General features: G+C 53.7%; 18 protein-coding genes. 8 read left to right on the top strand and 10 right to left on the bottom strand.

Annotation, left to right across the window (positions count from 1 at the left end; all coding sequences use genetic code 11):
- Positions 1-21 precede the first annotated feature (21 nt).
- From ACHZB8_RS18290 to ACHZB8_RS18260, 7 genes are all read right to left on the bottom strand, one after another.
- Positions 22-1,089, bottom strand: a complete 1,068-nt coding sequence (locus ACHZB8_RS18290; RefSeq protein ID WP_316862428.1) for a BMP family ABC transporter substrate-binding protein — start codon at positions 1,087-1,089, stop codon at positions 22-24.
- Between the two features lie 143 nt (positions 1,090-1,232).
- The gene (locus ACHZB8_RS18285) at positions 1,233-2,153 is read right to left on the bottom strand and encodes an ABC transporter permease (protein WP_316862426.1); all 921 of its coding nucleotides are present in this window, start codon (positions 2,151-2,153) and stop codon (positions 1,233-1,235) included.
- Positions 2,153-3,244, bottom strand: coding sequence for an ABC transporter permease (locus tag ACHZB8_RS18280; protein ID WP_316862425.1), 1,092 nt, complete (start codon positions 3,242-3,244; stop codon positions 2,153-2,155). Before ACHZB8_RS18280 ends, ACHZB8_RS18285 begins: the two co-directional genes overlap by 1 nt.
- Positions 3,234-4,829: an ABC transporter ATP-binding protein gene (locus ACHZB8_RS18275; RefSeq protein ID WP_316862424.1), complete on the bottom strand. Its 1,596-nt coding sequence runs from the start codon at positions 4,827-4,829 to the stop codon at positions 3,234-3,236. Before ACHZB8_RS18275 ends, ACHZB8_RS18280 begins: the two co-directional genes overlap by 11 nt.
- Positions 4,830-5,135: 306 nt before the next feature.
- On the bottom strand, positions 5,136-6,080 hold the full coding sequence (locus ACHZB8_RS18270; RefSeq protein ID WP_316862423.1) for a LysR family transcriptional regulator: 945 nt from the start codon (positions 6,078-6,080) through the stop codon (positions 5,136-5,138).
- A 133-nt stretch (positions 6,081-6,213) separates the two neighbouring features.
- Positions 6,214-6,984, bottom strand: coding sequence for a TerC family protein (locus ACHZB8_RS18265; RefSeq protein WP_316862421.1), 771 nt, complete (start codon positions 6,982-6,984; stop codon positions 6,214-6,216).
- 125 nt (positions 6,985-7,109) lie between these two features.
- Entirely contained in the window at positions 7,110-8,105 is a 996-nt protein-coding gene (locus ACHZB8_RS18260) for a DUF2182 domain-containing protein (protein ID WP_316862420.1), read from the bottom strand.
- Positions 8,106-8,315: 210 nt separating this feature from the next.
- Here ACHZB8_RS18260 and ACHZB8_RS18255 point away from each other — a divergent pair, with 210 nt between their 5' ends.
- The 4 genes from ACHZB8_RS18255 (at position 8,316) to hspQ (ending at position 12,424) form a co-directional block, all read left to right on the top strand.
- A complete protein-coding gene (locus ACHZB8_RS18255) occupies positions 8,316-9,521 on the top strand; it encodes an FAD-dependent monooxygenase (RefSeq protein ID WP_316862419.1) in 1,206 nt (401 codons plus the stop codon).
- 104 nt (positions 9,522-9,625) lie between these two features.
- A complete protein-coding gene (locus ACHZB8_RS18250) occupies positions 9,626-10,498 on the top strand; it encodes a lauroyl acyltransferase (protein WP_316862417.1) in 873 nt (290 codons plus the stop codon).
- A 256-nt stretch (positions 10,499-10,754) separates the two neighbouring features.
- Positions 10,755-11,801: a CoA ester lyase gene (locus tag ACHZB8_RS18245; protein ID WP_316862416.1), complete on the top strand. Its 1,047-nt coding sequence runs from the start codon at positions 10,755-10,757 to the stop codon at positions 11,799-11,801.
- Between the two features lie 290 nt (positions 11,802-12,091).
- Positions 12,092-12,424, top strand: coding sequence for a heat shock protein HspQ (hspQ, locus tag ACHZB8_RS18240; protein WP_316862414.1), 333 nt, complete (start codon positions 12,092-12,094; stop codon positions 12,422-12,424).
- Between the two features lie 86 nt (positions 12,425-12,510).
- Here hspQ and ACHZB8_RS18235 read toward each other — a convergent pair whose 3' ends face one another.
- Complete coding sequence (locus ACHZB8_RS18235; RefSeq protein ID WP_316862413.1) at positions 12,511-13,158, bottom strand: invasion associated locus B family protein; 648 nt, start codon at positions 13,156-13,158, stop codon at positions 12,511-12,513.
- A 364-nt stretch (positions 13,159-13,522) separates the two neighbouring features.
- Between ACHZB8_RS18235 and ACHZB8_RS18230 the strand changes: the two genes are divergently transcribed.
- The 3 genes from ACHZB8_RS18230 (at position 13,523) to ACHZB8_RS18220 (ending at position 18,641) form a co-directional block, all read left to right on the top strand.
- Complete coding sequence (locus tag ACHZB8_RS18230; protein ID WP_316862412.1) at positions 13,523-15,400, top strand: extracellular solute-binding protein; 1,878 nt, start codon at positions 13,523-13,525, stop codon at positions 15,398-15,400.
- Between the two features lie 138 nt (positions 15,401-15,538).
- Complete coding sequence (locus ACHZB8_RS18225) at positions 15,539-17,245, top strand: class I adenylate-forming enzyme family protein (protein ID WP_316862410.1); 1,707 nt, start codon at positions 15,539-15,541, stop codon at positions 17,243-17,245.
- Between the two features lie 46 nt (positions 17,246-17,291).
- Positions 17,292-18,641, top strand: coding sequence for a diguanylate cyclase domain-containing protein (locus tag ACHZB8_RS18220; RefSeq protein ID WP_316862408.1), 1,350 nt, complete (start codon positions 17,292-17,294; stop codon positions 18,639-18,641).
- 75 nt (positions 18,642-18,716) lie between these two features.
- On the opposite strand, the gene mfd is transcribed toward ACHZB8_RS18220, so the two are convergent.
- Positions 18,717-22,214 (bottom strand): transcription-repair coupling factor, encoded by a 3,498-nt coding sequence (gene mfd / locus ACHZB8_RS18215; RefSeq protein ID WP_394706221.1) that lies wholly within the window; start codon positions 22,212-22,214, stop codon positions 18,717-18,719.
- Positions 22,215-22,296: 82 nt separating this feature from the next.
- Positions 22,297-22,596, bottom strand: a complete 300-nt coding sequence (locus ACHZB8_RS18210; protein ID WP_316862406.1) for a succinate dehydrogenase assembly factor 2 — start codon at positions 22,594-22,596, stop codon at positions 22,297-22,299.
- Positions 22,597-22,776: 180 nt separating this feature from the next.
- Here ACHZB8_RS18210 and recG point away from each other — a divergent pair, with 180 nt between their 5' ends.
- Positions 22,777-24,882, top strand: coding sequence for an ATP-dependent DNA helicase RecG (gene recG, locus ACHZB8_RS18205; protein WP_316862405.1), 2,106 nt, complete (start codon positions 22,777-22,779; stop codon positions 24,880-24,882).
- Positions 24,883-24,895 lie beyond the last annotated feature (13 nt).

The raw sequence follows: 24,895 nt of genomic DNA, 5'->3' as shown, positions 1-24,895 counted from the left end.
AGCTTTGCCCTGAGGCTAGCCTCATTGTGGGACTTTGCCGTCCACGCCTTTGACATACCAGTTCATGCCAAGCAGCGTGCCATCGTCAAGAACTTCGCCTTCACCGATGACCTGTGTGCCGTCCTGTTTGAAGATCGGACCCTGGAACGGTTTCAGTTCGCCGGATTTGATTTTGGCTTCGGTTTCTTTTGCCATGGCGACGACATCTTCAGGCAGGTTGGTGAAATCTGCCATATGGACCATTTCCTTGTCGAAACCGCCCCAGGTGTCTTCGGATTTCCAGGTACCGTCCATGACAGCCTGAACACGGGAGATGTAATATTCGTCCCAATGGTCAACGATGGCGGTCAGCTGGTTTTTCGGAGCGAATTTGATCATGTCAGAGGCCTGACCAAAACCATAAACGCCACGCTCTGCTGCGATCTGAAGCGGTGCTGCGGAGTCGGTATGCTGAACAAGGATGTCGGCACCCTGGTCGATCAGAGCTTTTGCTGCATCGGCTTCCTTGCCTGGATCGAACCAGCTGTTGATCCAGATGATTTTGACCTTGATGTCAGGATCAATGGACTGTGCGCCGAGCATGAATGAGTTGATGCCACGGATGACTTCCGGGATCGGAGTTGCGCCAATATAGCCAATGGTTTTGGACTTGGTCATTTTGGCAGCGATCTGGCCGATCACATAGCGGCCTTCGTAGAAACGGGCTGCATAGGTGGAAACGTTGGGGTCACGTTTGTATCCGGTTGCATGCTCGAATTTCACGTTTGGATATTTTTTGGCAACTTTCACGGTCGGGTTCATGAAACCGAAGGAGGTCGTGAAGATGATATCGTTGCCTGCACGGGCCAGTTTCTCGATGACGCGTTCGGAGTCAGGGCCTTCAGAAACGTTTTCCACGTAGGTTGTTTCAACCTTGTCGCCGAAATATTTCTGGACTGCCTGACGGCCCTGGTCATGCTGATAGGACCAGCCCATGTCGCCAACAGGGCCTACATAGACGAAGCCGACTTTGGTTTTGTCCGCAGCCATAGCCATGGTGGCTGAGAGGCCGAGTGCGACGGCTGCTGCCGCTGCAAAAAGTTTCCGCATTGGATGCTTCCCTCTTTCATTGCTCGATCCGATTCCGGATCTTGTGAAGTTTCTCGTTTCTTTCATGCCCTCGTTTCGAAATGATGCGGGCATCGTTTGTTTTGCTGCCGTTGACTTGGCAGAATGGGGCTGATCGAAATGGATCAGCGATCCGGGACAAAGGCTTGTCCCAGACAGGAAGGTGTATTGACCCGGGTCACATTGCGATTGCGCGAGATGAAGATGAGCGCGATGATCGTTGCGATATATGGCAAGGCTGACAAGAGCTGTGATGGTACTGCCCAGCCTGCACCCTGAGCGTGGAACTGGAGAATCAGAACAGACCCGAAGAGATAGGCTCCGACGGCTGCCCTGCCCGGCAACCAGGAAGAGAAGACCACAAGGGCTAACGCGATCCAGCCGCGTCCCGCGGTCATGTTCTCGATCCAGAGATTGGTGTAGACCATGGACAGATAAGAGCCGGAAAGGCCAGCACAGACGCCGCCAAACAACACCGCAAAGAGCCGCACACGATTGACATTATATCCCAGTGCATGGGCTGAATTGTGGTTCTCGCCTACGGCTCGCAAGATCAGACCCCAACGGGTCTTGAACAGGAACCAGCTCACTCCGACGACAAGAAGGATGGCAATGTAGAAAAGGATATCCTGATTGAATATGGCATTGCCGATAACGGGAATGTCGGACAACAGAGGAATATCCAGCGTCGGAAGCTTGATGCCGGGCGTGCCGACAAAAGCCTCGCCGATCATGCCGGAAAGACCGAGGCCAAGCAGACTGAGCGCAAGCCCGGTGGCATATTGGTTGGCAGCCAGCCCCAATGTGAGAAAGGCAAAGAGCAGGCTCATCAGCAAGCCACCTAACATCCCGGCGAGGATGCCAATATAGGGATTGCCGGATGTCAGGGACGCTGCAAAGGAGCATACGGCTCCGATGATCATCATGCCCTCGACACCGAGATTGAGCACCCCTGAGCGCTCGACAATCAATTCACCAATGGCGGCAAGCAGCAGAGGGGTTGAAGCGGTTACGATCGAGACCAGCAGAGCGTCAGCAAATTCCATCAGGCAGCCTCTTTGATCTGCGCATTTTTCTTTGTCCAGATGACGCGAATGCGGTAATTGATGAGTGTGTCGCAGGCGAGCACATAGAAAAGAAGAATTCCCTGAAAGGCCTTGGCAGTCTTCTCCGATACGCCCAGATCAACCTGTGCAGCCTCGCCACCCAGATAGGATAGCGCGAGAAGAAGGCCAGCAAAAACAGCCCCGATAGGGTTGAGCCGTCCCAGAAAGGCGACGATGATCGCGGTAAAGCCATAACCTGGCGAAATGGTCGGACGGAGCTGGCCAATCGGGCCCGACACTTCCAGTATGCCGGCAAGCCCTGTCAAGGCACCAGAAACAAGAAATGCGAAAATGGTCATCTTCTGCTGGGAGAAGCCTGCAAAATTCCCGGCTCTTGGGGTTTCGCCAATCACCTTGATCTCGAAGCCCTTGAGAGTGCGGATGAAGAGAATGAAAACGACAATTGCAGCCACGAGCGCGAAGATGGCGCCGATATGCATGCGTCCGCCCTCGATGATGCTTGGCGCCAGGGCATAGTCGTGAAAGAGGCGACTTTCGGGGAAGTTGTACCCTTCGGGATCTTTCCAGGGACCACGCACCAGATAGTCCAGCAACAACAGCCCCACATAGGTGAGCATGAGGCTGGTCAGGATTTCGTTGGTTGCGAAGCGATTCTTGAGCAATGCGGGGATATAGGCAAACAAGGCTCCCCCCAGTGCGCCCATAGCCAGCATGATCGGGAAAACCGCATAATTTTGCCACTCTGGGAACATGATCGGCAGAATGGATCCGCAAATGGCCCCGATGGTGAACTGGCCTTCTGCGCCGATATTCCAGTTGTTGGAGCGATAACAGATGGTTAGCCCAACCGCGATCAGGATGAGAGGCGATGCCTTGACGACAAGCTCCTGAAGGCTCCAGCTATCCAGCAATGGCTCAACGAAATAGACGAAAAGCGCTTTGGATGCGTCAAAGCCGAGAAGCTTGAACATGATCGCACCGGTTATCAGCGTAAGGATGATCGCCATGACCGGTGACAGCAGGGCCATTCTCTTGGAGGGTGCATTGCGCTTTTGAAGCTCAAGCCGCATGAATGCCTCCCTTGACAGCACTGTTATCCGGGGTGGGATCCGTATCTGGCGTATGGTGATCAGCGATATCACCGTGAACACCGCCCATAAGGAGACCGATTTTTTCAGCGGTCATCTTCTCGACCGGCTCGGCTCGCGACAGGGTTCCCTTGTTGATCACCGCGATGCGGTCAGCAATCTCGAAAATCTCGTCAAGGTCCTGCGAGATGACCAGAACCGCAGTGCCTTGTCTGGCAAGATTGATGAGGGCCTGACGAATGAGAGCGGCGGCACCTGCGTCAACGCCCCAGGTCGGTTGGGATACCACGAGCACACTCGGTGCCCGGTCAATTTCCCTGCCAACGACAAATTTCTGAAGGTTGCCACCCGAAAGGCTCCCAGCATGAGGATCCGGTTCTCCCTTCCTGATGTCAAAGGCTACGGAGATGCGTTGTCCGATCTTGCCGGTTTGGGTCTTCTTGATGAAAACGCCCTTGCGGGTCATCGGAGGCGTGTCCGAGCCGTGACGGGTCAACAGCACATTCTGGGAAAGAGGGAGGGATGGCACGACCGCGTGGGTGAGACGCTCCTCTGGTACGAAGGCTGCTCCCAGGCGGCGGCGAGCGGTAATTCCCTTTGCTCCGACAGGCTGGTCATTGATGATGATGCAATCGGCAAGAGTCTGGCGTTCGCCAGAGATGGCGTCAAACAATTCAGACTGGCCGTTGCCCGCAACACCGGCTATGGCAACAAGTTCGCCACCGCGCAGCTCAAGCGAGATATCCTTGAGCTCAACGGCAAAGGGTGTTTCTGGCAACAGGTCCAGATGATCAAGACGCAGCCGGATCGGCGCATCGGTGAGATCCGCCTTTTGCCTCTTCACCTCCTTGACATTCTCGCCCACCATCAGGCTTGCGAGAGAGGATGCCGTTTCCCTTGACGGGACGCAATGGGCAACGAGTTTGCCATGGCGCAGGATGGTTGCCTTGTCGCAAAGGCGCTGGACCTCCTCAAGGCGATGACTGATATAGAGGATGGAACGCCCCTCACCGGCCAGCCGTTTCAGGGTCTTGAACAGAAGTTCAGCTTCCTGAGGCGTCAATACCGATGTCGGTTCATCCATGATGATCAATTGCGGGTCTTGCAAAAGACATCTGACAATCTCAATGCGCTGGCGTTCACCAACCGAAAGGTCGGCAACCAGACTTGTCGCCTTCAAAGGCAGGCCATAGTCGTGACTGACGCTCTCGATCCGCGATGCCAGCTCCTTCATATTCTGCCCTTTGGGAAGGGCAAGAGCGATGTTTTCCACGACATTGAGGCTGTCGAACAAGGAAAAGTGCTGGAATACCATGCCAATGCCCAGCTTTCTTGCGTGGGCGGGATCGGACAGGTTTACCCGCTTGCCCTTCCAGAAAATTTCGCCGGATGTCGGTTCAAGCGAACCATAGAGAATTTTTACGAGGGTGGATTTGCCAGCGCCATTTTCGCCCAGAAGTGCATGGATCTCTCCCGTTTGCACGACGAGATCCACGGCGTCATTGGCCAACAATTTGCCAAAGGATTTGCAAATCCCTTTGGCCTCTAGTAGGGGAACTGATGTCATCTCAACCTGTTATCAGAGCTTTGACAAAATCGATCATTTCCAACAAAACGAAACACTGATTGCTCTTTTCAGCAGCCAGATGACAGGCTGGAAATGTGGCCGGTTTTTACCCCGGCAAGGTTCAGCTTCTGTTTAAGTGACAATTCGTTGACAATCCATACGGAAGTTGAATTATGGCGCAAAAATTTTGGTCTTTTACCGATTTTTTTGCCGGTAAAATGATCACTGAATTTGTCTGTGCTCAATTTGTCATCAGTGCCGTTGGTAACGTTTCCGTAATGTGATCCAACGGGCTTGAGCCTGCTGTCAGGGATAGCGCTGTTTGAAAAACTGTTGCGCGTGGGAGAGGAACATGGCCGGGGCCAGTTTCAGCTTTCTTTGATGGTGAGTCACGATGGAGAGCTTGTTGCATTGCAGCTGTTCATCGCTCAACGGCAAGAAGCAGAGTTCGGCGTGGTCGAGACTGTCATGCAGCCCGATGCGGGTCTGGAAACAGATACCCAGATCTCGCGCTGCCAGTCGCCGCATCATCTGCAAGGTGCTGACTTCGGCAAAAACCGAGGGTTCCATTTCGATCTTTGCAAGCAGGCGATCAATCACCGAACGCAGGGACAGTCCACGCGAAGGCAGAATGATCGGATAGTCAAGACAGTCCTCAAAGCTACAGGTGCTTTTCTGCGCCAGAGGATGGTCCTTGATCACCACGGCACCGATTTCAAAGTCATGGGAATAGTTGACCGCCAGAAGATCCTCATCGGGTGGGTCGAAGGAAAAGCCGATATCTGCATCGGAATCGAGCACCTGACGGGCAATATTGTCAGAATGGGTCACGGTGATTCGGAGCTGGATGTCCGGGTAGCTTTTGCCAAAGGACGCTGCAAGATCTGCCAGCAATTCGGTCGCAACGCTTTCAACACTGGCAATGCGCACGATGCCGCGCTTGAGGCCGCGCAAGGCGTCCAGTTCTGATGATGTCTGTTCGAAATCGCGCAAGACTGATGTGACATGCCGCAGCAGGATTTCGCCCGCTGGGGACAGTTGCAATCGTCTGCCAACCCGCTCAAACAGGGGTACGCCAAGGCTTTCCTCCAGCCACAGGATTTGTCTGTTGACGGCTGAGGATGCGACATTGAGCTCTCTGCTGGCAGCACGGATGGCACCATGTTCAGCAACCGCTGCGAAGTAACGAAGAGCCGGAGAATAAAGAAGACGAGCGCGGTCCAGGGTGTTGCTCCCTAATTGAGTGGTCATGATCTTGTTTTGTCACATTTACGTCCGCAAAACAAGATCATAGACCTGCCTGTTGCTGTCGCTTCGGCATGATTCTGTGACTTTTCAAAAGCATCCATGCTTCTTGCTTAATACAGCTTTTCGAGCCCCTTCATTAGCCCGGATTCTTTGCTTCGCTGGCCTTAAGCTCTGAGAGTTTTTGGCGTCTTCTTGCATCAAGGGCGAGGATATTGAGGAACTCGACAAGAACGGAAAAGCCGATCATGGCATAAATGTAGCCGCGTGGAATGTGGAAGCCGATTCCATCGCCCACAAGCGCAAAGCCGATGAGCATCAGGAAGCTAAGCGCCAGCATTTTCGTTGTCTGATGTTCTTCAATGAAGTGCGAGATCGGGCCAGAGGCGGCATACATGACGATCATGGCGATGATCATGGCCGCAATCATGACTTCGATATGTTCGGCCATGCCTATTGCCGTGACGATGGAATCGATCGAGAAGACAAGGTCGATCACGACAATCTGAAGGATGGCCGCTCCAAAAACGAACTCGGTCTTGCCTGCCCTGATCTTTGCTTCGTCTTCCTGGCTGAATTCAAGTTCGAGATGGATTTCCGACATCGCTTTGTAGATCAGAAACAGCCCGCCGACGATCATGATCAGGTCGCGCCAGGAGAAATCGAGACCGAACATCGTGAAGAGCGGCGTTGTCATGCCGATGAGCCATGAGAGTGCAAACAAGAAGGCAATGCGGAACACCAGAGCAAGCAGAATGCCCAGGGCCCGCGCTTTTTTTGCCATGTGCTCGGGCAGCTTGCTCACCAAAACGGAAATGAAAACAACATTGTCAATGCCCAGCACGATTTCCATGGCTGTCAGGGTCAGCAGACTGGCCAGAATAGTCGGTTCAAGAAAGTTGGGAAGCATGGCGTGCTCTTTTCGGTTTGGTGATAATCAATACGGCATCCGTTGATGGTGCTGAAATCCGGTAAGGATATTCAAGCATAGTCGACATGAATACAAGGCCAACGGGAGTGGGCTGATCGACACAGTCAGATTCCGAGGATCGCCCGCCCGGCCGGGGAAATCGACAAGACAAGCAGGCCCCAGAGAATGAGAAAAAGACCGATGCCGCGGGTAACCCACGGATTGGGGACGACTTTCTCGATTGCCATGAGAAAACCAAGGATTGCCATCCATATGACATTCATCACCCCAACCGCGAACATCACCGCCATCAGGGCCCAGGTGCAGCCGGTGCAGAAAAGCCCCTGCTCCAGTCCCATGACGTAAATGCCGCCGAGCGAGCGGAAAAAGCTCTGCTTGGTGCGCCGGTTGAAATAGGGAAACGGCAATTGGCAACGCAACAGGCAGGCCTGTTTTGCGGCCGTGAATTGATAGATGCCGGCAAGGAGCAAGGTGGAGGCGGAAAAAACCATCGACGCCGGAGCCATGACGGGCGACATGGTCTGGATTTCCGTAAGGCCCCATTGCAAAAGAGTGGCGAGCAGCGCGAACAGAACCCAGATGGTTATATAGCCGAGCGCCAGAAGAAGGATTGAAAAGGCCCCGTTTTTCTGGCCATTGGCTTCTCGCGTGGCTGCGTAGCTTTTCAGGATCGGCGCGGCGGTCGGCAACATCATCGCTACCGCCATCATCACCCACATGGCAAAGACGATTGTCAGGTCTTCAAATCCCCACGCATCGAGGCTGGGCATGCCGAAATGACCAACCGCAGCGGAAGGAGCGCACACCGCTGCGATAAAGGCTCTGGTCGTTGCATCCAGAGACTCAAACCCGTTGAAGACATTGAATGCCGACATCCCCGGACCAAGAGCGCGCATGTCCATGTCCGGAGCCATGTCGACCACCATGGCAAACAGATAAAACCAAGCAAACAGAGAGACGAAGGCTATGGCAAGGAACAGCATGATTCGCGGTTTGGCTTCCGCCTTTGCCAGGTCTGGATGCTCCTTGCGAAATCGGGCCATCTGCTCGCGCAATTGTGTTGCGCTGCTGGTGTCGAAAAATGCTCCAAGGATATTCATTGACAATAGGTCCCCTCACCTATGGAAATTTGCATAGTATTTGAAACTGTCTGTCTGGCCAATGCAAGCTATTCATGTTGATATAGCTTGAATCTTTCGCCGTGCCATGATGGAGAATGTGACTATGGCACAAGCTCTTGCCTTCGATTTCTTGTTTCCTGGATCCATGGGGCAAGACCGGGGCGCGTATGAGAGAATGAGGAAGCGTTTATGACGGAATGCAAGAAGGCCGATATTGCTGTTGTCGGAACAGGGCCTGCCGGATTTGTTGCTGCGATGCAAATGGCAAAACTCGGTTTTTCAACGGTCCTGATTGGTCCGGAGCCAAGCGTGCATGACGGACGCACCACCGCGCTTCTTGGCAGTTCTGTCAGCTATCTTGAAAAACTGGGGCTTTGGGAGGCTATCAGCAAGGAAGGTCAGGCCTTGCGGGTGATGCGTCTCATTGATGATACCGGTCGTCTGTTCAGGGCTCCGACAACCGAGTTCAACAGCGCCGAGATCGGGCTTGATGCTTTCGGTAGCAATATCGACAATGCCAGCCTCCTGAGAATTTTGCGTGATGTTGCCCAAGGCATGGAGGATGGATTGCTGATCCGTGAACCCCGATTGGCAAAGTCGGTAAGCCTTGTTGAAGGCGCTGTTCGCATCGAAACGGAGGACGGGTCTTTGTGGCAGTCAAGGCTCGTCATTGCTGCCGACGGTGTCAATTCCCTCGTTCGGGAAACCGTCGGCATAGACATGCGAAAATGGGCCTATCCGCAAACGGCTCTGGTGGTCAATCTGCATCATGCTTCGGTTTCTCACAACAATGCTTCGACGGAGTTTCACACGCGCACTGGTCCTTTCACATTAGTGCCTTTCAAGGATGGTTATTGTTCCAGTCTCGTCTGTGTGGTGACAGATGAAGAGGCCAAACGGTTAAAGGCGATGGACAGGGAGGTGCTTGCAAGAGCGCTGGAGGATCGCGCACATTCCATCTATGGAGCCTTTGAGGTTATCAGCGAGGCGCAAACCTATCCGCTTTCCGGCATGGTGGCCAGGCGGTTTAGTGGTCCGCGTGTCGCCCTGATCGCGCAGAGCGCCCATATTTTCCCGCCAATCGGAGCGCAGGGCTTGAATCTGTCGCTCAGAGACATCGCGTCTCTGGCCGAGGTTCTGGAGGATTCGGATGGCAAGGATCCCGGCTCTGTTGGCGTTCTGGATCAGTATGAGCGCGAGCGGCGTTCCGATGTCTGGTCGAGAACCGCAGGCGTTCACATGTTGAACATGTCGCTGATCTCATCGTTGCCTTTCGGTCAGGGCGCAAGAATGGCCGGACTTGCTCTTGCCAATATGGTTCCACAATTGCGCAGGGCCATGATGAGAGCCGGTCTTGATGCTCCGGGAAAAGTGACGTGGCTGGAGCGGGATTGAAACCGCAATGCGTGTGATGCTTCTGTCCACATGCCTGTTTGCACTTTTTCGCCAATTCATTAAAAGAAATCGTAGTGATCACCATGACGTCAAGGGGAATAAATATGAGGAAAGTCACGTTTTCTCACCGTATCGAATATGCTGTTCTCCGGGCTGTGATTTCTATTTTGAGGCTTTTGCCGCTCAAAGTTTCCTCCTCTATGATGGGATGGGCATGGAAGGTTGTGGCTCCCAAACTCTCGCGACAAAAGCGGGCGATGGCCCATTTGCGGGCTTCTTTTCCCGAGAAAAGCGAGCAAGAGCTCTATGCTATAACGCTTGGCATGTGGGAAAATCTGGGCCGGACCTTTGCCGAAGGGCTTTTGGCGGACGAGTTTCTGGGGCATGCGTCCTCCTTTTTCGAGCAACCTGAAGGTTATGACGATCTGGTCGCACGGATCAATGAAGTGGGGGGCATCATCGTGTCTCTGCATTCGGGCAACTGGGAGCTTGGAGGCGTCGTTTCGATGAATTACGGGTTCGATGCGTCCGTTGTCATCCAGCGGCTGAAAAACCCGCTCGTCCATGACTATATGATCGGCAAGAGAGCCGCAACGTTTCGTGGTGGTGTCTTCTCCAAAGGGGATCGTGCGGGGCTGCGGATCATGTCGAGCCTCAAAGGGGGCACCGTTGCGGCGATCATGGCCGATTTGCGGGATATCAGGGGGGTGAAGGTCCCCTTTTTCGGACGTCCGGCACCAACCAACAGCTTTCCTGCACGTCTTGCCAGGCAAAGTGGGGCTCCGCTTGTTGCGATACGGATCCTGCGCAAGGGCGGGGTGCATTTCGAGATCCTTGTAGAGGAAATCAAAGTCCCCCACACCGATGATGCCGAGGCTGACGTTTATGAGGGAACCGCCGCAATTCAGGCCGTGTTCGAACGCTGGATCCGCGACGTGCCCGAGCAATGGATGTGGGCCCATAAACGTTGGGGCTGATCCGGAGCTGCCGGTTTCTCCATGACACGTTTCCGTTTGTGCTGCTTTGCTCTCCCCTCATTCTCTCTATCCTCTTCCCGTCCTCTTTCCGCCCTCTTCCCATCAAAAAGTCTCTTGCCCATCAGTCTTATTGCATTGCAGCAATTTTCCGCTGCAAATGGAGCAAAGATTTTCGCACTCTTTGCGGTGAGGTGCCGGGCGGTCGAGGAGCCTTGGCACGATCCGGCAGATTTGTGCCTTTCAAGGGGAGAGAGAAATGAAAACACCGAGTGCATTTTACAAGCCGCTGGCAATTGGCGCTCCGGATCCTTATCGCGAGTTGCCTGTGCGGGTGGAACGCATGATCCATTTCGTGCCACCACATATCGAGAAAATGCGGGCCAAGATCCCTGCCCTCGTCAATCAGGTTGATGTCATACTCGGGAATTTGGAGGATGCCATTCCGGCCGACATGAAGGAAGAAGCAAGGCGCGGCTTCATCAAGATGGCGAGCGAGAATGACTTTGGAGCAACTGGGCTTTGGACGCGGGTCAACTGCCTGAACTCACCTTGGTTTCTGGATGATGTGATCGAGATTGTTTCCTCTGTTGGCAACAAGCTTGACGTTATCATGTTGCCAAAGGTCGAAGGGCCTTGGGACATTTTCTATGTGGACCAGTTGCTTGCACAGCTTGAGGCCAAGCATCAGGTTGAGAAACCGATCCTCGTTCATGCCATTCTCGAAACAGCCGAAGGGGTTGCCAATGTCGAGGCAATATGCGGCGCCTCTCCTCGCATGCACGGAATTTCGTTGGGACCGGCAGATCTGGCGGCGTCGCGCGGCATGAAGACAACCAGGGTTGGTGGTGGTCATCCAGGCTATCGGGTTCTTGGTGACGCAGAGCCGCTCGAGTCCCGCGCCTTCTATCAGCAGGATCTTTGGCACTATACGATGGCCAAAATGGTTGATGCCTGCAAAATGTATGGATTGAAGGCCTATTATGGTCCGTTCGGTGATTTCTCTGATCCCGAAGCCTGTGAAGCGCAGTTCCGGAACAGTTTCCTGCTTGGCTGCATGGGGGCGTGGTCGTTGCACCCGACCCAGATCGAGATCGCGAAACGGGTCTTCAGTCCCGAGCCGGATGAGGTCAGGATGGCGATGCGCATTCTGGAGGCCATGCCCGATGGAACCGGGGCCGTCATGATCGATGGCAAGATGCAGGATGATGCGACCTGGAAACAGGCCAAGGTGATTGTTGATCTTGCAAAACAGGTGGCTCAGAAAGATCCTGACATGGGGCAGCTTTATGGGTTCGATGCCTAGAGCGCCCGCTCAGCCGTGACAGAGCTGGTGACCTCTCAACATACCCAAGTCGGTATCTGTTGGAAATTTTTGGAATGAAGGCGGCGTCATTTGAACAAAATGACGTCTGCCACTTTTCAATTGTGAAGGCTCATACAGGCGAAGTGGCCTTTTGTCGGCGGGAACCGATGGTCGATTGGTGCAAGGTTGAGATATGGAAACGTCATAGCGCGAGGCGGTGTTTCTATGATAGGCTTTTTTATCAAGGCCTGAAAGAAGGGCAGATATTAGGGATAATGGAGCCTGGACTCATGACAGAAACGAAAACAGCGAAGTTTCAAATCGGTCAGATTGTGCGCCATCGGGTCTACTCTTTTCGCGGTGTCGTGTTCGATGTCGATGCTGAATTTGCAAATTCCGAGGAATGGTATGATTCCATTCCCGAAGATGTCAGACCTCGGCGTGATCAACCCTTCTATCATCTCTTTGCTGAAAATGACGATACGGAATATGTGGCTTATGTGTCTGAGCAGAATTTGCTTCTGGACACATCGGGTGAACCTATTCGCCATCCGCAGGTGCGTCAGCTCTTCAAGGGAATGAAGGAAGGTGTCTATTTGCCAGAAGATGATCTTGTGAATTAGGAAGGCTTCTCAAAGTAAAAAAAGAAAAGACCGCGATCGGACATGGATCGCGGTCTTTTTTTGTCTGTGACATTTGAAAAAGCGGATTATTTGCCAGCTTTTTCGCGCTGTTCAAGAAGCTTCTGGCGCTGTTCTTCAGCACGTTTGCGAAGCAGGTCCTGAAGCTTTTTCTGTTCTTCTGCCGTTTTCTGCAAATCGATCGGATCGCCATCATAACTTGCGGTAAAGCCGTTCAGGGACAGATCAAAACGAACCGGTTGTGCTTGCTGGTTCAGAGCCGTGACGGAAACCACAGCTCCCTTTTTCATCTGTTCGATGAAAGTTTCATCCACAGCAACATCGGAGAAGCAGGCATTCGGGAAACAGATGGAGAAAGTCCCCTTTATCTGTTTGCCTTTGTCAATCTGAATTGTCAGACCGTGGCGAAGAAGCATGCCCGGCGTAATGGCAATAACCAGAGCCTTGCGTTTGGCGCCTTCCAGTTCACGCACCGAGATGGAAGCAAGAAACTGACCTGTTTCCGCTTTCAGTTCCTGGGTGATCGCACAAAGCTGCTTTTTGGTTTTGGCGTCTTCGCTACAAAATTTCAGCCATTGGGGGGCTGCATTCTGTTCTGTTTCAGCGGTTTGCGCCTGCGCATTTGTGATCGGAGTGAAGATTGCGACTGAAGCGATAAGAGCTGTGGCTGTCGCAAATGGCTTGATGAATTTCGAAGCCTTGTCAAACATGACCATAAATAAGGATCCCGATTTAGTTTTGTTCCGCAGGAAGGCTGAATTCCCGTTTGATAAAGTTTGGTCGACCAATGCCAGATAATTGCGTTGGTTTGTCGAACGTCTGATTTTTACTCATCCCGAGTCATAACCAGAATGTGGCAATCCGGCAACAGCCGAAAAATCCAAGGTTGCCTCTTCATTCACAATGAATTGGGCAGAATAGTGACTATGCGGATTTCTTCTACAAGCTGTTGTGTCAAAATTCCAGTGTCAGAATTGTACTGGGAGATGTTTTCTTGTCTGTGTTAAGCTACCAATATTGCGTAGAATCAAGAGTCAGACCCGGTTTTTCTGTCAATTTTCATTCATAAGGAGCCTATTCATGTCGCAGTTGTTCGCTCGCCCTTTGCATGGATTGCGCAGGAATTTATCAAAAAGTTTCTTTGTATCATGTGCCCTGCTTGTCGGGTTGTCAGGTCCCCTGCTGTCGTCAAGCCCGCTTCAGGCAGCCCCTTCGCACGGAATTGCCATGCATGGCAGCCCGAAATATCCGGCAGATTTCAAGTATTTTGATTACGTCAATCCCAATGCACCCAAGGGTGGAATGATCACATATGGTGCTCAGGGCAGCTATGACAGCCTCAACCCCTTCATCCTCAAGGGTGTCGCGCCTCGCGGGCTGTGGGATCAGGATTACGGATACAATGTTTATGAAACTCTTCTGAGCCGCAGCGCCGATGAGGCCTTCTCGCTTTATGGATTGATCGCCGAATGGGTGGACATGCCAGAAGACCGGACTTCGATCACTTTCAAAATCCGGGACGAGGCCCATTTCTCCGATGGACATCCGATCGGTGTCGACGACATCAGATTTACCATGGATCTGCTCAAAGAGCATGGTCGCCCCAATTACAAGAATCTCATCAAACGGATCGTGTCGATCGAGGAACCGGGCGAGAAGCAGATCCGCTTTGTTTTTGAGGACGGTTCAGACAGGGAACTGCCTTTGCTGATCGGAATGCTGCCGGTCTTGCCCAAGCATGCGATTGATCCGGAACAGTTCTCCAAGTCAGGCATGTATCAGTTTATCGGCTCGGGACCCTATCTGCTCGACAAGGTTGACGCCGGGGCCAAGCTGGTTTTGAAGCGCGATCCGAACTATTGGGGAAAAGACCTGCCAATCAAGGTCGGTCAGGACAATTTCGATGAAATTCGAATCGAATATTTCCGTGACGGAACCGCCATGTTCGAAGCCTTCAAGAAAGGTGCGTTTGACATTCAGCCGGAATCGGATCCGGCCCGTTGGGCCGATCAATATGATTTCAATGCGGTCAAGGAAGGGCTTGTCGAGCAGAAGACCTTCCAGTCCCGATTGCCCACCGGGATGTCGGCCTTTGTGTTCAATACGCGCAAGCCGGTATTTCAGAAACGAGAGGTGCGGCGGGCCCTTGCCACCCTGTTCGACTTCGATTGGGTGAACAAGAACCTCTATCACGGGCTGTTCAAACGCTCAGGCAGCTATTTTCAGAATTCTCAATTGTCTGCCCTTGGGGTGCCGGCGAGCGAGAGGGAAAAGCAATTGCTCGGCGCTTATCTCGAGACTATCGATCCTTCGATCCTTGACGGTTCCTATGAGCCTGCTTCTGCTGCTGATACTCGCGCGATGCGGGCGCTTCTAGCCGATGCCCTGAAAGCTCTTTCGATAGCAGGATACGGTTTGAAAGATGGCACCATGGTTGAAACGGCAAGTGGCACTCCGCTTGCCTTCGAGTTCCTTGCCACCACGAATGAGGAAGAGCGTCTGGCGCTGGTCTACTCGCGTATTCTTGAACGGATCGGGATCAAGATGAGCATCCGAACGGTCGACTCGGCCCAATATTGGGAGCGGCGCAAGACCATGGACTTCGACATGATGAAAATGTCCTGGAGTGCTTCGCTGTCGCCGGGCAATGAACAGCGCTCGCGCTGGCACTCGTCAAAGCGTGACGTTGATGGCTGGTTCAATCAGGCTGGAGCCGATGATCCAGCCGTCGATGCCATGATTGAAGCCTTGCTTGCCGCGCGCAGTCAGGAAGATTTCATTGCTGCGGTCAGAGCCTTCGACAGGACACTGATCAATGGATATTATGTCGTCCCGTTGTTTCACAAGGGAGAGCAATGGGTCGGTTTGTGGAATCGGATTCGATATCCGGATAAGGAAGCAAAGGGACGTCCGTTGTCAGGTTATCGGCCTATAACCTTCTGGTATGGAGGGAAATGAGTAACCAAATCGGGCGTTTTCCTGTTGTAATAGCTGAAATTTCCAAGATAGTTCCCCAAGGGGACTGTCTTGTTTCCTGCGGAATCAGCTAAGCTTGCTGCAAGAAGAACCGATAGTGTTACTCTCAAGAGGACCAATATGCTTCTCTCCACACCTGAACAAATTGAGCAATATTCTTCATCAGGCCATTGGGGTGAGGATCGTCTTGACGTTCTCTTTGCCCGTCAGGCAAAAGATCGAGAAGATGACTTGGCGCTCGTTGATGATCAGGATTTGCACGCGATCAGTGGACGCAAACCGCAATGTCTTTCCTTCATTCGCACCTGGCGCAGGGTTGTTGCTCTGTCAGAGTTTCTGACCGGTATCGGAATGAAATCAGACACGGTCGTCGCGATGCTTCTGCCGCCCGGAAGTGATGCTGCGGTTATTACGTTGGTGGCTAGTCGGCTCGGCCTGATTCTGGCCCCACTGCCGCTGATAAGCGGTGAAGCCGACATCAAGGAAAAACTTGAACAGGTCGGCGCGAAGGCGATCGTTTGCTGCTCCCATTACGAAGATGAGCCTGTTGCCGAACGCGTGCGCAATGTGGCGGCGGACATGTTTTCGATCCGTTTTGTCTTCTGTCTTGGCGATGGCGCCCCGGAAGGGTTGATTGATCTGGCTCCTGTTCTGGAGGAGGAAGACAGTGTTTCGGAAGAGGCCCTGTTCGAGCATTCCTATCAGATTAGTGCGAATAGTGTTCTTGCTCTGCACTGGAGTGCGGCAGGCAGCGAACGCGGACGTCCCATAGGACGCAGTCATAATCATTTGCTGGCTCAGGCGCGTTATGTCAGTGAGCAGACAGATCTTGTGTCCGAGGATTGCATTTTCGTAACCCATCACCTGTCAGGTTTGGTGGGGTTTGTTTCCGGGCTTGTCTCCGCCCTTGATGTGGGCGCGCGAGTGCAGTTCCATGCGTTCAAGAGCAATGCAAGGCTTTGTCAGACCTTGGCCGAATTCGGCGGTCAGCATGTTTCGCTGCCCGGAGGCCAATGGCAGGCCATCCATGATCTGCTTCCGATGCCTGTAAGGGAGCAGCTCAAGAGCGTGACGCTCGTCTGGAACAAGTCTCACGTCGGGCAAACAAGTTTTGGTGAAAATGAAACCGCCGCACGGATTGTTGACCTGACAGACTTTCATGAACTTGTGCTCTTCAGCCAGATAAGGCGCGATCCTTCTGAAATCGGTCCGGTGTCCGTGGGAGAGATTGCATCGATCAAAGACCCCGAGATGATCTGGATGGAAACATTCCTGTTTGGCATGGAAGAGGCACGTGCGCGCGGTGAGGACAAGGTTCTTGGTGGCGAATTGTGTCTCAAGGGGCCGATGTTGCCTGATTGCGCCTATCCTCTGGTCGGCATGGTTGAAGGAGAAGCACTTCCCAGAACTGAAGAAGGTTTCATTCATACCGAGATCGGTTGCCGTGTCGTGCAAAATGAGGTCGATGAACAAAAAGCGATGTTCCAGCCGCTGGGCGACCTCGCAGATGTTTTGACAATCGGCGGCTTTGCCGAACGGGGTCGGGACCTTGACGATCTTTATCGGCAGTGTTCCGGCGTTTCCGATGCTGCCGCTTTTCTTGCTCCCTGCAACGATGGAGGGCCGGGGCAACTGATGGCGGCGCTGGTGGTCGATGATCGGGATATCGGCCGAGAGCTTTTCTATGGATCCCTCAAGGACATGGGGGTTTCGAAAATGAAATGGCCGCGCGAGGTCATTTTCGTGGAAGCCATTCCGCGCCATACCAATGGCAAGGTTATGCGCGACAGTCTGATTGCCGCCAGCGATGTTTCCAATGTTGCTTGATCCTTTTTGTGCGGTTGTTTTTGTTTTTCGGGCATAGGGATCTCGTATGGCCAAACATGCTCTGATTCTTTCTACAGAAGATCGCGGACTGGATGCTCCAGAGTGGGCGGATATGCTGATCAATGCAGACTTCGCGGTTTGGTCCCATTGGTTGTTTTCTGATGATGATCTGGATCCCATGTCCCGCGCATCCGGTATCATTCTGGTTGATCTGCTCGGCATCTCCAAAGAGGATGTGGCCAAGGCCGTTTCAAGGGCGGAAATGCTCAGGCAGAGTTTCGGTTTTGCGGATGCTCGGGTTCCCATGGTCGCGATTGCCGATGCGTCCATCGCGCTGAGTGAAGCCCACATGCGCTCCTTCACGGATGTCCTGAAACCTCCCCTGACGCAGGATCTTATTGCCAACAGACTGACCTCGCTGATGCGGCTGGCAACGATGCGTCGGGAAGCTGAGCGCAGGGCTCTAACCTTCAAGCGGTTCGGTGTCGGGCTGCCGGTTGTCCCTCCTCCGCATAATCTTGATGAGCAGAGCCTGCTTTATATCGGGGCGGGAGCCGCCTTTTTGCCGATTCAAGTGGCCCTGCCAGAAAGCGTTGAAACAATCGCCGCGTTGACGCCTTCAATGGCGCAGCATTATCTGGAAGCAAAGTCTTTCGATGCTGCCATTGTCGAGTTGAGTGACTATAACGAGCATCTTATTCAGTTCATTTCAGATCTCAGGCGCAATCCAAGCTATTTCTCGTTTCCGATCATTCTGGTCTGTCACAAGAGAGCAACCGAGGACGGGCTTGCAGGGTTGGCTGCGGGGGCAAATGACATCGTGTCTTTCCCCTTCTCCGAACGGTTCTTCGAAAACCGGATTGATCTTCTGGTACGCGAGGAGCGCTATCGGCAACAGTTGCGCAATATTTTCAATGAAGCTCGCCTGCTCATGCCAACAGATGAGGTAACGCGGCTTTACTCTGAAGCCTTTCTCAAGGAACATCTTGAGGTTTTGAGCAAGGAAGAAGCCGGCGTCGGGATGACCTTTGTCGGTATCGACATATCGTTTGATCAGCCTCTCGATTCAGACAAGTGCGAGGAGCCCAGCCCCGCCCTTTTGGCAAAGGTTGGACGCCTCATATCATCGCTCATGCGAGCAGAGGATATGGTGGCGCGGCTTGATAATGGTCTTGTGGTTGGTTTCTTTCCCGATACAGATCTGTTTGAAGCCCGGATGGCCTTGCAACGGATACGCTCCATTGTTCAGCTCAGCCCCTTCATCGATCAGCATACTTCCAAAGGGGTTTATGTGACCCTCGACTTTTCGCTCCATTTTGCGGATACGCGATGTCCGGATTATGACGCAGAGCAGATCCTGAAGGATCTGTTTGAAAATCCGGTCGTGCGGTTTTAGGCTTTCCATCTATTTGAATTATCGGGGCGTTTTCAAAGGGCCGCCGTTTTGGTGCGTCGATGCACCTGTGCATGCTCAGGCCTTTGCCAGTTTGGCCAGTTGCGTCATGATGACTGCTGCACCCTTGAGGCGCGCACCTGCGGATTTCCAGTCGCGGGAGAGAAAGATTTTCTGATCCGGTCGGATCTTGGCGAGGGATCCCTGCTCGGTGATATAGTGAACAAGCGCGGCAGGGTTTGCAAATTCATTATTGCGGAAGGCAATGACGACACCTTTCGGTCCGGCATCGATCTTCTCGACATTGGCCTTGCGGCACAGGCCCTTGATATAGACAATTTTCAGAAGATGTTTGACCTCATCGGGCTGCGGTCCGAAACGGTCTATCAGTTCTGCACCGAATTCGTCGATCTCGTTTGCTTCGACCAGATCTGCCAGTCGCCGATAGAGACTGAGGCGGAGTTGCAGGTCATGGACATAATTGTCTGGAATGAGCACCGGTGTGCCGATGGAAATCTGTGGTGACCATTTGTCTTCCATGATCGTAAGGTCGCCGGAGCGCAGGGAGGCGACAGCTTCTTCCAGCATTTGCTGGTAAAGCTCATAGCCCACTTCCTTGACATGGCCGGACTGCTCTTCTCCCAGAAGATTGCCCGCGCCGCGGATGTCGAGGTCATGACTCGCCAGTTGGAAGCCCGCGCCCAGTGTATCCAGGCTTTGCAGAACCTTGAGGCGGCGTTCTGCGGTCGGGGTTAATTGTTTCTTGGCCGGGACGGTAAACAGCGCATAGGCTCGCGTCTTGGAGCGCCCTACCCGACCGCGCAACTGGTAAAGCTGGCTGAGGCCAAACATGTCGGCCCGATGGACAATCAAGGTATTGGCTGTTGGTACGTCGATCCCGGATTCAACGATGGTCGTTGAAAGAAGCACATCGAACTTGCCGTCGTAGAATGCGGTCATGATGTCATCGAGCTGACCGGCGGGCATCTGACCATGGGCAACCGCGACCTTGACCTCTGGAACCTGTTCTTCAAGAAAAGCGTGGATTTCGGCAATATCGGACACGCGGGGGCAGACATAGAAGCTCTGGCCACCTCGATAGCGCTCGCGCAACAGCGCTTCGCGGATGGTGAGTGCATCAAAGGGAGAGATGAAAGTACGCACGGCCAGACGGTCGACCGGTGGCGTTGCAATCAGAGACAATTCACGTACACCCGTTAGCGCCAGTTGCAAGGTGCGCGGGATGGGCGTTGCAGAGAGGGTCAGGACGTGGACATCGGCGCGCAGCTCTTTCAGCCGCTCCTTGTGTTTGACGCCGAAATGCTGTTCCTCATCGATGATCAACAGGCCAAGATCCCGGAATTCTATTGCTTTTCCGAGCAATGCATGGGTTCCGATGACAATATCGACCGATCCGTCCTTGAGCCCTTTCTTGGTTTCGGACAGCAGCTTGGATGAGACCAGCCGCGAGGCTTGGGCGACATTGAGTGGGAAGCCGACAAAACGGTCGGCAAAATTCTTGTAATGCTGACGGGCGAGCAAGGTGGTTGGTACGACAACGGCCACCTGTTTGCCATTCATCGCCGCGATGAAGGCGGCACGCAGCGCAACCTCCGTTTTGCCGAATCCGACATCGCCGCAAACAAGCCGATCCATGGGGCGACCTGCTCCCATATCGTCAAAGACCTGTTCAATGGCGTTAAACTGGTCTTCTGTTTCATCGAAGGGGAATCGCGCGACAAACTCGTCATAAAGCCCCTCTGGCGGGGTGATGCGTTCTGCCTGTCTGAGTTCGCGCTCAGCTGCAACCTTGATGAGCTGATCCGCCATCATGCGGATCCGTTCTTTCATTTTCGATTTGCGCGCCTGCCAGGCAACGCCGCCGAGCTTGTCGAGCTGGGCTTCGGTATCTTCCGAGCCATAACGGGAGAGGAGTTCGATATTCTCAACCGGCAGGAAGAGTTTGTCGCCACCTGCATAATGGATTTCAAGGCAATCGTGAGGGGCGCCAGCGGCATCGACTGTTTGCAGCCCCATGAAACGCCCTATGCCATGCTCGATATGGACGACAATGTCGCCTTCGCTCAAGCTGGAGGCTTCGGTCAGGACATCAGAGCTTTTCTTGCGTCGGCGCTTGGAGCGAACCAGACGGTCTCCCAAAATGTCCTGTTCGCCGATGACGGCATCCTTTTCGGTTTCAAAGCCGCTTTCAAGCTCCAGAACCGTGAGGCCAACCTGCGTTGGCTTGATGACCTGACGGGCCTGCCAGCTTTCATAGGGCACGAGACCGGTAAGGCTGTGATCTGTGAGAACCTGATGCATGCGCTCGGCAGAACCGGGCGACCAGCATGCGATGGTTACACGTTTCTTCTGGTCCTTGAGATGCTTGATATGGTCGATTACGGCATCAAAAACATTGACATTGTCCGCGTTGCGCTCAGCGGCAAAGGTCTTGCCGTGTTTGCCTCCAATATTGACAATCGTCTCAAGAGAGCTGTCCGGAATATCGAAGGGGGAAAGACGAACCCTGCGTTGCGAGCCAAGAAGCCCGGACCAGTCTTCCTTGTTCAGATATAGCAGGTCCGGTTCGACAGGCTTATAGGGAATGCCGTGATCCAGACCAGATTCCAGAGCCTCCCTGCGTGCGGCATAATGGTCGGCAATCAGGTCCTGCCGCTCGGCAATGGCGTCATCGCTCAAGGGATCGAGAATGAAGGGAATATCCTCGGCAAATTCGAAAAGGCTTTCAAGATCTTCGGTGAAAAAGGGCAGCCAATGCTCAATGCCCTGATAACGATGGCCGTTGGAAATGGCCTGATAGAGCAGATCATCGCGGGTTGATGCGCCGAAACTGGCAGTATAGCGGCGTCTGAAATTGGAAATCGTTTGGCTGGTCAGCACCACCTCCGAGGCGGAGACCAGATCGATGCCCTTCAACTGCCCCACTGTACGCTGGGTCTGCTGATCGAATTTGCGAATGCTTTCCAGGGTGTCGCCAAAGAAATCGAGTCGGACAGGCTCTTCCGAGCCGGGCACGAACAGATCGATGATGCCGCCGCGCACCGCATATTCACCATGCTCACGGACTGTGGGGGTGCGCAGGAAGCCGTTTGTCTCGAGCCATTCGATCAAGGCGTCCATGTCAACGGTGTTGCCGGGCTTGGCAGACCAGCTCTGTTTCTTTACCGAGGCACGACTTGGCACTCGCTGCAAGATGGCATTGACAGAGGTGAGAAGGATTGTCGGCTCGGTGAAGCTCTTATAGGCAAGGCGGGAGAGTGCGGTCATCCGGCGCGATGAAATCTCTGCGTTCGGTGAGACACGATCATAGGGTACGCAATCCCATGCGGGCAAAGACAGGCATTGCAGTTTGGGCGCAAAGAATTTCAGCGCCTGCTCCATCGCATTCATGCGCCTGTCGTCCCGTGCAACATAGACGGCAGCCAGCTTGCTGTCCCGAGGGGCTTTGAGGGACGCCTTGGCAACCTCAGAGACGACATAGCCCTCCAGCCCGTCAGGGACATGGCTGACATGGAGCATCATCGAACTGAAAAGGGTTTTGTCTATCGTCGTCATGGGAGATTATGTCGGAGGCTCGGCTTCAGAGACAGGCTCTATAACAGGAAAGCGCCCCCTCCGCCATAATTAATCATTCTTCTCACAGCAGGCCGGAATCAAAACTCTTGTGGTAGTTCTTGATCTTGTGGAAGAGAGGGCAGTCAAATGCTTCGGGTACGGGCAGTTCGTTGGTTAGCCACTGCATCAGATCCCGGTCATGCTGGTCCAAAAGCATTTCCAGTTCCGAAAGCTCCTGATCGCTGAGATTGTCCAGTTCCAGATCAACGAAACGACCGAAGATGAGGTCCATTTCCTTGATGCCACGATGCCATGCGCGCATCAGAATCTTTTTTTGTCTTACATCCAGGCCATCGCTGCTGCGTGTTGAACCGTGGGACATGGGGCACTCCTTTTGGGCCTTTGAAGGATTGTCCCTGTATAGCGACTGTTGACCTGCTTGTCAGCCATTGATCGTCAAACTGTCACAAAACAAAAAGAGAACATCTATTGACCTTGTGGCGGGACTTGTCCATGCTCGACACAAATGCAATGAAGATTTTTGAATCGCTGCGGATATGAGATGCGCCCGAACCGTCTGAATGTCTATTTCTCGTCATTGACCTCGCTGAAGGGCGTTGGCCCAAAGCTCGGGCAGGCCTTTGCGCGCCTGTTGCGGGGGGATGTGTTGCTGGAAGCCAGACGAATCGACTTGTTGCTGCATCTTCCCGTTGCTGTCATTGATCGTAGTCTTCAGCCATCGCTGGTCGATGCTCCGGAAGGGGTGATCGTGACCGTGCGCCTGACGATAGACAAGCATCTGCCGCCACCCAGAAACAAGAAACAGCTCCCCTATCGTATTCTGGCCCATGATGAGACTGATGAGCTTACCCTCACCTATTTCCATGCCAAGGGGGGCTATCTGGAGCGACAGTTGCCAGTGGGGTCCGTGCGCTATGTTTCGGGGCGTCTGGAACGGTATCATGGCACGGCCCAGATCACACATCCAGACTATATGGTCGACGAGGATGACTTCGCCTCGTTGCCATTAATCGAGCCGGTTTATCCCTTGACCGCAGGCCTGTCTGGCAAAGTGCTTCTCAAGACGGTTCATGCTTGCCTTGACGATCTTGTGGAACTGCCGGACTGGCAGCAACAAAGCCTGCTTGATCGTGAAAGCTGGCCTCCTTTCCTTGAAGCACTCAGGCGCATTCATGCGCCACTCGGGCTTTCAGATCTTGATCCGCATTCGGTGGCGCGCAGGCGGTTAGCCTATGATGAATGTCTGGCCAGCCAGTTGGCTCTCGCGCTCGTGCGCAGCAAGGTGAAAAAGACCAAGGGGATTGCCCGCCGCTGGAAGGGAGATCTCAAGCAGAAGCTGATCAATGCCCTGCCCTTTACGCTGACAAAAAGCCAACAGCAATCCATCGCTGACATCGAGGCAGATCTCGCATTGCCGGAACGCATGCTGCGTCTCGTGCAAGGGGATGTGGGGAGTGGCAAAACCATGGTGGCACTGATGGCTGCGGCTGATGTGATCGAGGCAGGTAGTCAGGCCGCGATGATGGCGCCGACGGATCTTCTTGCAAGGCAGCATTTTGCTTCGGTGAAGCCACTGTGTGATCAGGTCGGAATCAGGGTTGCCGTGCTCACCGGCAAGGATGGTGCAGCGACCAAACGCGATACGCTCAAGGCGTTGGAATTGGGGGATATCGATTTCCTGATTGGTACCCACGCCCTTTTCCAACAGTCGGTGGCCTTTGCTGACCTTGGGTTGGCGATTGTCGATGAGCAGCACCGGTTTGGTGTGCACCAGCGCCTGATGCTATCCGAGAAAGGGGCAGCAACCGATTTGCTGGTAATGACAGCAACTCCCATTCCGCGCACCTTGGTGCTGACCCATTATGGCGACATGGATGTTTCGCTTTTGACCGAGAAACCTGCCGGACGCAAACCAATCGAGACACGCACCATGAGCCTTGATCGGCTGGATGAATTGGTGTCGCGTCTTGATGCGGCGCTCGCAAACGGGGCCAAATGCTATTGGGTTTGCCCGTTGGTCGAGGAATCCGAGGTGTTGGAAGTCACCGCAGCAGAAGACCGCTTTGAAAGCCTTAAGCAGCGGTTCGGGCACAGGGTGGCGCTTGTCCATGGTCGGATGGGGGCTGACGAAAAAAGGCAGGCTATGGAGCATTTCAAGGATGGCGAGGCTCAAATCCTTGTTGCAACGACTGTCATCGAAGTGGGCGTTGATGTGCCTGCCGCAACGATCATGGTGATCGAGCATGCGGAACGCTTCGGACTGGCACAGCTGCACCAGTTACGTGGTCGCGTCGGGCGCGGTGACAAGCCATCTTCCTGTATCTTGTTGTTCCAGGGGCCGCTGGGGGCCATTGCACGTGAAAGACTGGCAATGATGCGGGAAACCGAAGACGGGTTTCTGATTGCCGAAGCTGATTTGAAATTGCGAGGCGAAGGCGATCTGTTGGGAACGAAACAATCCGGTATGCCAGGCTTTCGCGTAACCGATGCCGAAGCCCATTCGGATCTGATGGAAATGGCGCGCAAGGAAGCGCGCCTGATCGTTGAAATGGATCCTGATTTGCAAGGCTCTCGCGGGGCTTCGCTGAGAGACTTGCTTTATCTGTTTGGTCGCGACGAAGCGATACGGTTGCTAAAAGCCGGGTGACGACAATCGGGGG

Origin of the sequence: uncultured Cohaesibacter sp. (assembly GCF_963556055.3) — a bacterium.
Taxonomy (GTDB): Bacteria; Pseudomonadota; Alphaproteobacteria; order Rhizobiales; family Cohaesibacteraceae; genus Cohaesibacter.
The sequence above is the reverse complement of the archived record's forward strand: the minus strand, read 5'-3'. Positions and strand labels throughout refer to the sequence as shown.